Consider the following 12,058-nt stretch of genomic DNA (forward strand, 5'->3'; position numbering starts at 1 on the left):
GTTGGTATCTTCCTTCTGTTCTAATCTTCTAAGTAGAGGCTGAGATGTTCGCGAACCCTCTCCGGATTGAAAAAAGGAGGATACCATTTTTGAAACAGCAAGGATTGAAGCTAGCTTATATGTTGGCTGTGCTTAACGCAACAATTATCGGATTTTCATTTTTATTTGCCAAAACGGCGCTCGCCTACGCCAATCCGCTCGATACGCTCACATTCCGTTTTGCCGCTTCGTTCCTGGCCATATCTGTCCCGGCCGCGTTCGGTTGGATCAAGCTATCGTACCGAGGCAAACCGCTGTATAAGGCATTTCTGCTGGCATCCATGTACCCACTAGGATTTTTTACGCTTCAAGCGTACGGGTTACAGCATTCTACCTCGGCCGAGGGGGGCATCTTATACGCGTTTACCCCGGTTGTAACGATGGTACTCGCCTCCGTATTTCTGAAAGAAACGACCACACTTTTTCAGAAGCTGTCGATCTTTCTCTCGGTGTTCGGCGTCGTATTCATATTTGCAACGAAAGGCAGCAGTATAAATTGGTCAAATGTAACAGGAATTTCACTGCTTTTGTTGACCTGCTTCGCTTTTGCCGGATACAGCGTGTTGGCCCGTTCGTTATCGAAGCAGTTCAGCCCAGCGGAAATCACATTTCTCATGCTTGGTATCGGGTTCACCGTCTTCCTTGCATTGTCGCTCGTCAGTCATACGGCCACCGGAACGCTAACTAACTTTTTCAAACCGCTCTTCAGCGGTCCCTTTATCGGCTCAATCCTTTTCTTGGGTATCGTATCCTCGCTCGTCACGGCGCTAACCGCCAATTACATTTTGTCCAAAATGGAAGCTTCGAAGATGAGCGTGTTCGCTAATCTCTCGACAATCGTATCCATGGCGGCGGGGGCGTTCTTTCTCGGGGAAGAGGTAACGATGTATCAACTAGTCGGCTCGGCCCTAATTATAGCGGGCGTTATAGGAGCCAATCGATTCGGGCGGAAAAGAGCGAAGGAGCAAATCGTAACAACGAATCGCGCGGAAGCATGAAAAGTTTAATGGATACTTGGAGATCTTCAAGCGAATCTGAACGCTGATGCCGTCTGTAGACCGGCCTTGCAAGCCGGACTGATGCCAGAGGAAGTCGTGACGAGCCTAATCGACCAGATCGAATCCGCTTACGCGAACGTGCCGACCGTCCCGCGCGACGAGGCGATTCGCAATGCTTCTCTGGCTGCGATGCAGCTCATGCTCGCTGCGAAGGCGAAAGGGCTCGACTCTTGCCCCATGGGCGGATACGACGCCGATCAATTTGTGGAAGCGTTCAGCGTTCCGGAGCGGTACATTCCGGTCATACTGATTGCAATCGGCAAGGCGGCTGTTCCTGCCCGGCCGTCCGAAAGATTCTCGATCGATGAGACGGTCATCTGGAACAGCTTCTGATTCAAGCTTATTCCGGAACGGCCGAGATTGCGGCGAGCGACGGAGGATGGGTCCGGGTCTATACCGCTTCGCAAGGGGCAAATTCCGAAAAGTACGGAGAATTCGCTTTTCCCGGCGCACATGCGGAAAGGACGAACCTTGCTTTTGTAAAAAGCGTAGGCAATCAGCCTTCGGGAGCTATCGTCCTAACGGCGCCGAAAGACGGAGCGATGTACGCCTGGGGGACGGACACCGTTGATCTGTTTTTACCGAACCAAAGGCTTAGGCTTCCTGGCGCCTCTATATATAAAGCACGAGTGTGGAGACCGGAATATTCTTAAAAGTCAGAGGTGGGTAAGATGACATTCCTGGGCTTTAGGGAAAGATTAATCGCTTATGGACAGTTCATTGAGAATGTCCTTGGAACGAATCATGCACATGCAAATAAGAGCGGCTCTCCCTTTGAAGGAGACCGCTCTTTCTGTGTCGCTAAGCGCTTTTGCAAGTACCCGATTCGCGAATTGCAATTTCCCGGCTGCATGGACACCAGAGTCAATTTTTAGTAGGATAATAGAAAGCGATGTTTCATATCGATAGTCAAGTAGAGAATATAGGGGTTGAATGAATGCTAGAGCTTGGAGCCAAAGTCGTCATCGTGGCTGACCAATTCGAACAGAAGCTGCCAATCGGCGAATACGGTTACATCATCGCATACGACCGGAACGCCGACAATGTATTCAACTATGTTGTACGTGTGCCGAAGGCCAATCGCAACGTTCTCGTTCCCGCTGAAGACGTGGAGCTGGAAGAGACGCTGATTGAGCTTGAAGTAGAGAGGATTGAGCGTGAAGCGCTTATCGATTATGCGCTGGCCACTCATAACGAGCAATTATTTTATCGTATAATGAACGGGGATAAGGAAGAAGCGGAAGAGGAAAGCGAGACGCAGCCGACGAGCCGGGAGGATTTCATTCGCCAGGTGAATTTGAAGGCTTGGATTTGAAGAGGGATGAAGAGTGCTTGCGCTCTTGGTCCCTCTTTCTTCGCTGCGCTGCTTGTCCTGCGTTGCTGAGCGCCATCATTGTAGGCTATAATAGGAAGAATGACCTGTATAGAGGGGGAGACTCTGATGAGCATAACGTTGAAGGATGTCGAACATGTTGCAAATTTGGCGCGTCTTGAGCTGTCCGACGCGGAGAAGGAGCAGTTCACCGGGCAGCTTAATGCGATCTTGAAATACGCGGAGAAGCTGAATGAGCTGGATACGGACGGTGTGGAGCCGACAAGCCATGTGCTGAACGTAACCAATGTGATGCGCGAGGATGTCGTCAAGCCGTCATTGCCGATTGAGAAGGTGCTGCAGAACGCGCCTGATGAAGAAGACGGACAAATTAAAGTGCCGGCGGTGCTGGAATAATACAGAAGGTTATTTTTGAAGGGAGGAACTGCAGTTGGCACTGTTTGATCTGCGCCTGCAGGATGTACATAACAAGCTGAAGGATGGACAACTCTCCGTGACGGAGCTTGTTGACGCATCATATGCAAGAATTAAAGAAACCGAGGAAGCGATAGGAGCGTTCCTGACATTAAACGAAGAGAACGCCCGTTCCGCAGCTGCCGGGATGGACGAGCAGTTGGCGAAGGCCGGGGAGCGGGGGCTCCTGTTCGGCTTGCCTGCCGGCGTCAAGGACAATATCGTAACGGAAGGGCTTCGCACGACATGCGCCAGCCGCTTTCTTGAAAATTACGATCCCATCTATGATGCTACCGCATCGCGCAAGCTGAAGGAAGCGGGAGCGATTACGATCGGCAAGCTGAATCTGGACGAATTCGCCATGGGCGGCTCCAATGAGAATTCCAGCTTCCACCCGACGCGCAATCCATGGAACCGGGATCATGTGCCCGGTGGCTCCAGCGGCGGCTCTGCTGCCTCCGTTGCAGCTGGACAAGTCTACTTCTCACTGGGCTCCGATACAGGGGGCTCCATCCGGCAGCCAGCCGCTTATTGCGGCATCGTCGGCTTGAAGCCAACCTATGGACTGGTATCCCGGTTCGGCCTTGTCGCCTTCGCGTCATCGCTCGACAGCATCGGGCCGCTGACGAAAAACGTCGAGGACGCCGCTTACGTGCTGCAGGCGATCGCAGGTTATGACAAGTGCGATTCCACTTCGGCGAATGTGGACATTCCGGATTATGCCTCCGCCTTGTCCGGCGACGTGAAGGGGCTGCGCATCGGCGTGCCTAAGGAATATCTGGGCGAAGGAATCGATCCTCGCGTCAAGCAAGCCGTTATGGATGCGCTCCGCGTATACGAATCGATGGGCGCCACCTGGGAGGAAGTATCGCTGCCGCATACGGAATATGCCATTGCCGCGTATTATCTGCTTGCCTCGTCCGAAGCGTCCTCCAATCTGGCGCGCTTCGACGGGGTGCGCTATGGCGTGCGTGCGGATAATCCTGACAATCTGATCGACTTGTACCGCAAGTCACGCAGCCAGGGATTCGGACCGGAAGTGAAGCGCCGCATCATGCTGGGAACGTATTCGCTCAGTTCCGGCTATTATGATGCTTATTATTTGAAGGCGCAGAAGGTTCGTACGCTGATTAAGAACGACTTCGATGAAGTGTTCAAGCAGTACGACGTAATCGTAGGACCAACGGCACCGACTCCGGCATTCCGGATCGGGGAGCAGGTGAACAATCCGCTGACGATGTACTTGAACGATATTTGTACCATTCCTGTCAGCCTTGCGGGCATTCCGGCTATTAGCGTGCCGTGCGGCATGGCGGACGGATTGCCGATCGGGCTGCAAATTATCGGGCAGGCGTTCCAGGAATCGACGGTGCTGCGCGCGGCTCATGCCTATGAAGCCAATACGGAGCATCACAAGCTGCGTCCAAGTCTGTAATAATAAGCGAATGGATACGAAAGGATCGATAAGAATGACTGTTGCGAATAAATACGAGACGGTCGTCGGATTGGAAGTGCATGTGGAGTTGCATACGAAGAGCAAAATCTTCTGCGGCTGCTCTACGGCTTTCGGCGCTCCGCCTAATACTCATACATGTCCGGTATGTCTGGGCCATCCCGGCGTGCTGCCGGTGCTTAACCATCAAGCGGTAGAATACGCGATGAAAGCGTCGATGGCATTGAATTGCCAGATTGCCGACGTAAGCAAGTTCGACAGAAAAAACTACTTCTATCCCGATTCGCCGAAAGCTTATCAGATCTCGCAATACGATCAGCCCGTCGGCGAGCATGGCTGGATCGACATTGAAGTGAACGGCGAGACGAAGCGGATCGGCATTACCCGTGTGCATCTGGAGGAGGATGCGGGCAAGCTGACGCATGTGGACGGCGGCTATGCATCGCTGGTCGACTTCAACCGGGTAGGAACGCCGCTCATCGAGATCGTATCGGAGCCGGATATCCGTACGCCGGAGGAAGCGAAAGCGTATCTTGAGAAGCTGCGAGCTATCATGCAGTACTGCGACGTATCGGATGTGAAGATGGAGCAGGGCAGCTTGCGCTGCGATGCCAACATCAGCTTGCGCCCTTACGGACAGAAGGAGTTCGGTACGCGCGCAGAGCTTAAGAATATGAACTCGTTCCGCAGCGTCCAGCGCGGATTGGAGTACGAGCAGTTCCGCCAAGCGGAAATTCTGGACAGCGGCGGCGAAGTCGTACAGGAGACGAGACGCTACGACGATGCTGCAGGCAAGTCGTTCTCCATGCGCGGCAAGGAAGAGGCGCATGACTATCGCTACTTCCCGGACCCTGATCTTGTTCGCCTGCATATTAGCCAGGAGTGGAAGGATGAGGTGCGCAAGAGCATCCCTGAGCTGCCGGACGCGCGCAAGGCGCGCTATGAGGCGGATTATGGACTGTCCTCCTACGATGCGGACGTGATTACGGCTTCCATGGGGCTTGCCGACCTGTTCGAAGACAGCCTCTCCTATACGAAGGATGCCAAGGCGGTTGCCAACTGGATCATGGGCGATCTGCTGGCTTACATGAACGGCAACGGCAAGGAGCTGTCGGACATTAGCCTGACGGGTCAAGGACTTGGCGAGATGATCGGGCTGCTGGAGAAGGGCACGATCAGCGGCAAGATTGCCAAGACGGTGTTCAAGGCTATGCTGGAGAGCGGCAAGCTGCCGGGACAGATCGTCGAGGAGCAAGGTCTTGTCCAGATTAGCGATGAAGGCGCATTGCTGGGCATCGTGGATGCGGTTATTGAGCGCAATCCGCAGTCCGTGGAAGACTTCAAAGCTGGGAAACAGAAGGCGATCGGCTTCCTCGTCGGCCAGATTATGAAAGAAACGAAAGGCAAGGCCAATCCGGGGATGGTCAACAAGATGCTCGTCGATCGTCTGAACGGCTAACGGCTATAAAACGCGATTTATTCCATGGTGAATAAATCGCGTTTTTGCATTTTTGCTGCTACAATAGGCATACAGGCGATTGACAAGTGAATACATCAGGAGGAGGGAGTGCGTGGAAGAGCTTGTGCAAGGCAAGGGCAAGAGAAGTTGGCTTACCGCTCTGCTCGCTTTCCTGATGCCGGGACTCGGTCATGTCTATAACGGCTATTATGCGAAGGGCTTGCTCATCATGTCAGGCTTGCTTCTCAATTTCACAGCGATCTTCCGGCTTGCCTATTCCGATGGCGGAAGGCATCTGCTGTTCATTGTTTATTTGGGCCTTCTGCTCCCCTGCTTCTACTTCTACAGCGTGTACGACGCATTGACGTGCATGGATTCCGGGCGAACCGGCGAGAGAACGGGGAAGCGGGCGATTACGCTGGGCGGAGGCCTCATGCTGCTTGGTACTGGGGCGCTTGCCATGTTCCTGCTGAAGCCTCCGGAAGCGCTGATTCCGTGGATGAACGAACTGGCGGAGCTGAGTGTTGGCCCGCTGCTCATATTGTCTGCCGTCTGGTTGGCGGTTCGGAGTAAGGGAGGAATTCGTCCAATGTTCAAATTCGGCCGCATTACCGCAGTGCTGATCATGACAGCAGTAGGCGCGCTGCTCATATGGGATCAGTTGCAAGACCGGAATGCCATTATCAAGCTGTTGGAATGGTGGCCGGTTTTATTTATTTTGCTGGGTTTGGAGATGGTACTTTACAGTACAATATGGCGGAGACGTTCCGAAGGAGTGCGGATTGATGCCGTCGGTCTTCCCGTGGCGCTGGTCGTTGCTGTCGTCGCTTACTCCGTTACGCAGTATGCCGATTATCCCGCCAGGCTGCTCCATCAATTCAATGTCGATGTGAACGGATATGTGGAATATGGCGAAGAGAGAGGCTTCCATTATGAACGCCCTGTCATGAAGGTGCCTGCGGACGACAGTGTTTCTACTATTAAATTAAAAAACGATAACGGAGATGTTGTCGTGCGAAGCGGCGATGCGCGTGATATCGAGCTGCATACCGCAGTATGGATAGATGTAACCGATCAAGCGGAAGCGGACGCTGTAGCTGAGCGAACAACTGTGAAGGCTTCGACGGGAGCGGAGGTGGTCTTCCAAAGCGATGGCCAAACTTATGGCGCCAGCGGCAGCCGCAAACCGAGACTGAACATGGAGCTGGTTGTGCCGAGAGGGATTAAAAAACTGGAAATTCAGGCTGACAACGGATCTGTATCCCTCGGAGGGATGGCCTTGGAGAGAGGGGCGCTCATAAAAAGCAACAGCGGGCTTGTAGAAGTGTCCAATCTAGCGGGTCCGTTGACGGTGCAGAGCAAGCATGGCAATATTGAAGCGGAATCCATCTCCGGGATTACGAGGCTAAGTACGAAAAATGGCGTTATCGAAGCGCATGACATTAGAGGAGGATTGCTGAATGCGAATTCCTCCAATGGAAGTCTGGAGCTGTCGATGATCGAGGGTGATATCGAAGCGGAAACGAAGAACGGGGAGATTATGATTATCGATGCGGCTGCCTCTATAAAGGCGGATACGTTGAATGGCGGCATACATGTGTCCAGTCCGGTAGTGGGAGCCGACTGGGATCTGGACAGCTCGGTAGGAGAAATCGTGCTGATGCTTCCCGAGGATGGCGATTACAGTGTGTACGGATCGGTAACTTTCGGTAAAATCAAGTCGGAATTGCCGCTTAGAAAAAGCCGAAAAACTGTGCGGGGAATGATTGGAGAAGGGACGTACAGGATTCAGATCAACGCGACAAACAGCATAACGTTATTGCCGTTGAGCGAGAACTTGCAGGGCGCTTTCATTGACAAATTCGGAACGATGAACGTACAATAATAATAATTACTCTAAAGAAAGGCGTGAGGGGAATGGCAGCCAACGTGCATTTGGCATTGGAGCAACTGAAGATGAATGGCGTTCGCATGACCCCGCAGCGACACGCCATCTTAAGCTATCTGATGGATACCAAGTCGCATCCCACAGCGGATGAGATTTATAAGGCGCTCTCACCTGCTTATCCGAGCATGAGTGTAGCAACGATATATAATAATTTGAGGCTATTTGTGGAAGCGGGCTTGATTCGCGAGCTGACTTATGGCGATGATTCCAGTCGGTTCGATGCTGATTTGTCCGATCATTATCACGCGATATGCAAGGGTTGCGGGCAAATTGTTGACTTTGGATATCCGCCATTGCTTGAAGTGGAGAGAGTGGCGTCTCGCGAGACGGGCTTTGTCGTTCAGGGACATAGAATGGAGATTTATGGAATTTGTGCTGCTTGCAACACCAAGCACAATTAAGCGTATTTGAATATGCATGGCTCAAGAACGTGCCGGTAAGCGATGTGCGCTACACTGCACGTTTTTGTTTGCTTATAGGAAGAGATATCGGGTTGGACATGGGAGGAGAGAAGGTTGGAAACTGTATATCACCGGCCGCCGCGACAGAGGAGAAGAGGCGGGTTAGGGTTATTCTTTGTTATTTTTATCGCAGCTGCACTGGCTACGATAGGATGGCTGGGTTATATGAAATATATTCCGAGCAAGGAAAAAATCGATCCAAGCTATTCGTCGGAGCATCCCATTATTATGCAGGGCGTAGAGCAGAAGCACGGCGCATTGATCCAGAACGGCAATGTGTTGCTTCCGCTTCCGCTGCTGGATCAGATTCTCGCGGCGGACAAGCCTATTCATTACGAGCAGGAGACGGGTACGCTGGTGATGACGACGCTTGACAAAGTGCTGCGCCTCAAGACGGATGCGCTAACGGGAATGATTAATCAGAAGCCGTATAAGCTGTCGATCGCTGCGGAGGTTGCGGAAGATATCGTCTACATCCCGATGGAGCCGCTAGAAGAACTGTATGGATTCAAGGCGGAGTATGATGAAGGGAGCGGCATCGTCACTCTTCTGAGAGAGGGCAATGTCATACAGCAAGCCGACATATCTTCGGACGAATACGCGCCGCTTCGATCGGCGCCTTCCATTCGCGAGCCGTATCTGCTACGTATCCCGCACGGGGAGACGGTGCGAATATGGAGCGAACAGGACGGATGGCTGCTCGTTCAGGACAGTGCCGGTCATATCGGCTACCTCAACAAGAAGCATGCTAAGCTGACAGCCATTGAACGAGTACCAGAGGCGGAGCGGGAGCCGGCGTTCGTACCTTGGAAAGTAATGGGCCATAAAATCAATATGACGTGGGAAGCCGTCTACAACCGAAAAATCGATTATACGAAAATCGGCGACATGCCCGGCGTAAATGTGGTTAGCCCGACCTGGTTCGAACTGGTCGACAGCCAAGGGACGATCAAGGGCAAAGCGGACCCCGGCTATGTGAAATGGGCCCATGAACGCGGGTATCAAGTATGGGCGCTGTTCAGCAACGGCTTTGAACCGGATCAGACGACGGAGGCGCTGTCGAAGGTGGAAACGCGCTTCTCCATGATTCAGCAGTTGATCGCTTTCGCTGAACTATATGATCTGCAAGGCATCAATATTGATTTTGAAAATGTATATACGAAGGATAAGGAGAATCTTGTTCAATTCGTGAAGGAGCTCACTCCATTGCTGCATGAGCAAGGGCTGGTCGTATCCATCGACGTGTCACCCAAATCCAACAGCGAGATGTGGTCGGCGTTCCTGGATCGGGAGTCGCTTGGACGAGTTGTCGATTATATGATGGTGATGGCGTACGACGAGCATTGGGCGGCTAGTCCGAAGGCGGGCTCCGTAGCTTCGCTACCATGGACGGATCATTCCGTTGCCAGAATACTGGAGGAGGATGGCGTGCCTGCTCAGAAGCTTGTTCTAAGCATGCCGCTCTATACCCGTGTATGGACCGAGCAGAAGGACGAACAAGGCAAACTGAAGGTCTCTTCGAAGGCGATCGGCATGGAGAGTGTAAAGGAGATTGTCGCGGAGAGGGATCTTAAGCCCGTATTCGATGAGGCTGCCGGCCAGAACTATGTGGAATACGAGGAAGATGGGGCGTTGAAGCGGATCTGGCTGGAGGACGAGGTATCCATGCGGGCCAGGGTAGATATCGTGAGGAAGTACGATCTTGCAGGAGCGGCGACGTGGGCGCGTTCGTTCCAGACTCCCTCTATCTGGAGCGCCATTGACGAAGCAATGACGAAAAGGCCATAATTTGCAATTATAGGAATAAGGAAAGCCCCTTCAGGCAATTGCCTGAAGGGGCTTCGATTGTTTATAGGCAAATCTCACTTCTTCTTAAGGCCTCATAGAGGTGGCTTGCTGCTGCTCGGCGGGATGCGCGGTAGCCTGGGACGGATCGAGCGTCAGCATAGTGCGGCAAAACATGCAGCGGTCTGTCGTGCCAAGCATCTTCGTCTGTCGATTGCATTCCGGACAGGTCAGCATTGTGGCGCTGGTAGATAGCATGCCGGCCCAAAAATAGACGGCTACGCTGACGAGCAGGGAAATCATGCCGAATACCATGAATATTCCGGCGACAATCTTGCCTGCCTGTCCCCACAATACGATTCCCGCGGTGCCAAGTATCATAATTCCCATACCGACCATTGTAAATACAAGGCCCCATAGGCGAAATTCATTAATTTTGGCTGACTTGAAAAAAATTCGCTTCATTGTTCATATCCTTCCCGTAATCATAACCTTCAATTGATAAATAAATCAAAAATACAGAAATTTCTACATGGAAAAGCAGGAATGTATCACCGATCTGTCGAAAAAGAAAGTACTGTCTTTAATATTATAGCCTAAATATGAGCTATTAGCTATACGGAGGCGCCAGTGGAACAGCATAATTCTTATTTCATCGATATGTTCGGGCAGCGGTCCGACTTGCTTGCTTTAACCGTTGTCGAAAATCCTTATCCTTACAATCCATTAATTGACGGACTTGATTTGCTGGTTCTTCTCATAGCAACGGGAGAGGCTGCGAAAGAAAGCACAGAGCACATTCAATATAATGGTGAAAGAGCATTAATTCGAACGATTCACGAAGCGCATTTGCAGAGGTGGATTGCCAGCGGGGAAAACCGCAATATTATCGAGTGGTTGGTCCGGGGGGAGATTGTGTTGGATCGCGACGGTTATTTGGCAGACATTCGTGAACGGCTGCTGTCATTTCCTGAATCCATGCGCGAGCAGAAACAACTGGTGGAGTTCATTGGATTTCTTAGAACGTACTTGCATGCCAAGCAAGACTTGCTTGACGGGCATCTGCTGGATGCATATGGTCATGTGCTTACTGCGCTTCAGCATTGGGCACATATCGTACTGGTCGAAGAGGGAAAACACCCGGAGCTGACCGTATGGAAACAAATAAAGCGTATACACCCTGGTGTATACAAGCTATTCGAAGAATTGACTGCAAGTCCTGAGACGCTGGAGCAGCGTGTGCAGCTAGTCATGCTGGCATGTGAGTTCTCGGTCATGAACAAGATGAAGTCGTGCTGCAACATGCTGTTCAAAATTATGCAAGGGAAAGAAGAGCCGTGGAGCATTGCGGAGCTTCAGGCTTGCCCTGACATTGAACGATTGGGTGTAGATCTCACATTAGTGATTCATAAGCTTGTGAAGCGCTCTTATTTGAAGGAAGTGGCTGTTATGCATGACAATTCCGCGAGCGGCGAATTGGAACTTCGTTATGTAGTGGTACAATAGAAAGATCAACGTGGCATTTCATATATGACACTTGACCGGAAAACATACAGACGCGCGGAAGCTGCATGAATGCTTTTGCGCTTTTTTGTTGTCGTTATCATCAAACTTATTGACCGCATGTAAACAAATGTGCTATATTAGTTTTCGCCGCTTCGAGCAGGACTAATCATTCGAACCACGACGAAAAATGTCGAAGGATGAAAAAAAGTGCTTGCAAATGGATAGGCGCCTGTGATATATTATAAAAGTCGCCGCTGAGACATGGGCGGCACGAAAGAAAAGAGATTGTTCCTTGAAAACTGAACAACGAGCGAAACTGCCCCGTTGGTCCTAACGGATTAATGGAAAAGCAATATAAGTAATGAGCAAGTCAAACTTCTGGGTATTTTCTTATCGGCAAGCGTCGATTGCGAAAAACCCTTTATGGAGAGTTTGATCCTGGCTCAGGACGAACGCTGGCGGCGTGCCTAATACATGCAAGTCGAGCGGACTTTCGGGGGTGCTTGCACTCCTGAAGGTTAGCGGCGGACGGGTGAGTAACACGTAGGTAACCTGCCCCTAAG

The 12,058-nt window shown here is 51.7% G+C and carries 11 protein-coding genes and 1 rRNA gene; 11 read left to right on the forward strand and 1 reads right to left on the reverse strand.

Annotated features, from left to right (window positions below; all coding sequences use genetic code 11):
* Positions 1–89: 89 nt before the first annotated feature.
* The 9 genes from M6D81_RS28375 (at position 90) to M6D81_RS28415 (ending at position 9,992) form a co-directional block, all read left to right on the forward strand.
* Entirely contained in the window at positions 90–1,037 is a 948-nt protein-coding gene (locus tag M6D81_RS28375; protein ID WP_262680667.1) for a DMT family transporter, read from the forward strand.
* An 81-nt stretch (positions 1,038–1,118) separates the two neighbouring features.
* Positions 1,119–1,430, forward strand: coding sequence for a nitroreductase family protein (locus M6D81_RS28380; protein ID WP_262680669.1), 312 nt, complete (start codon positions 1,119–1,121; stop codon positions 1,428–1,430).
* A gap of 604 nt (positions 1,431–2,034) precedes the next feature.
* Positions 2,035–2,412 carry an ATPase gene (locus M6D81_RS28385; protein ID WP_262680671.1) on the forward strand — a complete coding sequence of 126 codons (378 nt, stop codon included), beginning with the start codon at positions 2,035–2,037 and terminating at the stop codon, positions 2,410–2,412.
* A gap of 126 nt (positions 2,413–2,538) precedes the next feature.
* Positions 2,539–2,826 (forward strand): Asp-tRNA(Asn)/Glu-tRNA(Gln) amidotransferase subunit GatC, encoded by a 288-nt coding sequence (gene gatC, locus M6D81_RS28390; protein ID WP_317259172.1) that lies wholly within the window; start codon positions 2,539–2,541, stop codon positions 2,824–2,826.
* A 34-nt stretch (positions 2,827–2,860) separates the two neighbouring features.
* Positions 2,861–4,318, forward strand: coding sequence for an Asp-tRNA(Asn)/Glu-tRNA(Gln) amidotransferase subunit GatA (gene gatA, locus M6D81_RS28395; RefSeq protein WP_262680673.1), 1,458 nt, complete (start codon positions 2,861–2,863; stop codon positions 4,316–4,318).
* 34 nt (positions 4,319–4,352) lie between these two features.
* Complete coding sequence (gatB, locus tag M6D81_RS28400) at positions 4,353–5,795, forward strand: Asp-tRNA(Asn)/Glu-tRNA(Gln) amidotransferase subunit GatB (protein ID WP_262680674.1); 1,443 nt, start codon at positions 4,353–4,355, stop codon at positions 5,793–5,795.
* Positions 5,796–5,907: 112 nt separating this feature from the next.
* The gene (locus M6D81_RS28405) at positions 5,908–7,680 is read left to right on the forward strand and encodes a DUF4097 domain-containing protein (protein ID WP_262680676.1); all 1,773 of its coding nucleotides are present in this window, start codon (positions 5,908–5,910) and stop codon (positions 7,678–7,680) included.
* A 32-nt stretch (positions 7,681–7,712) separates the two neighbouring features.
* The gene (gene perR / locus M6D81_RS28410; RefSeq protein WP_262680678.1) at positions 7,713–8,144 is read left to right on the forward strand and encodes a peroxide-responsive transcriptional repressor PerR; all 432 of its coding nucleotides are present in this window, start codon (positions 7,713–7,715) and stop codon (positions 8,142–8,144) included.
* 114 nt (positions 8,145–8,258) lie between these two features.
* Positions 8,259–9,992, forward strand: coding sequence for a glycosyl hydrolase family 18 protein (locus M6D81_RS28415; protein ID WP_262680680.1), 1,734 nt, complete (start codon positions 8,259–8,261; stop codon positions 9,990–9,992).
* A gap of 84 nt (positions 9,993–10,076) precedes the next feature.
* Here the strand turns inward: M6D81_RS28415 and M6D81_RS28420 are convergent, their stop codons facing one another.
* Complete coding sequence (locus M6D81_RS28420; RefSeq protein WP_262680685.1) at positions 10,077–10,445, reverse strand: YgzB family protein; 369 nt, start codon at positions 10,443–10,445, stop codon at positions 10,077–10,079.
* 174 nt (positions 10,446–10,619) lie between these two features.
* Between M6D81_RS28420 and M6D81_RS28425 the strand changes: the two genes are divergently transcribed.
* Together M6D81_RS28425 and M6D81_RS28430 are read left to right on the forward strand one after the other, a co-directional pair.
* The gene (locus tag M6D81_RS28425; protein ID WP_262680682.1) at positions 10,620–11,495 is read left to right on the forward strand and encodes a nucleotidyltransferase-like protein; all 876 of its coding nucleotides are present in this window, start codon (positions 10,620–10,622) and stop codon (positions 11,493–11,495) included.
* Between the two features lie 420 nt (positions 11,496–11,915).
* A 16S ribosomal RNA gene (locus M6D81_RS28430) occupies positions 11,916–12,058 on the forward strand; the annotation flags it as partial.

The sequence above is a fragment of the Paenibacillus sp. J5C2022 genome, from assembly GCF_025567625.1.
GTDB lineage: Bacteria > Bacillota > Bacilli > Paenibacillales > Paenibacillaceae > Pristimantibacillus.

Coding starts and splice junctions, on each gene's coding strand:
- M6D81_RS28380 (WP_262680669.1), top strand. CDS start 1,119: ATGCCAGAGGAAGTCGTGACGAGCCTAATCGACCAGATCGAATCCGCT.
- M6D81_RS28385 (WP_262680671.1), top strand. CDS start 2,035: ATGCTAGAGCTTGGAGCCAAAGTCGTCATCGTGGCTGACCAATTCGAA.
- gatC (WP_317259172.1), top strand. CDS start 2,539: ATGAGCATAACGTTGAAGGATGTCGAACATGTTGCAAATTTGGCGCGT.
- gatB (WP_262680674.1), top strand. CDS start 4,353: ATGACTGTTGCGAATAAATACGAGACGGTCGTCGGATTGGAAGTGCAT.
- perR (WP_262680678.1), top strand. CDS start 7,713: ATGGCAGCCAACGTGCATTTGGCATTGGAGCAACTGAAGATGAATGGC.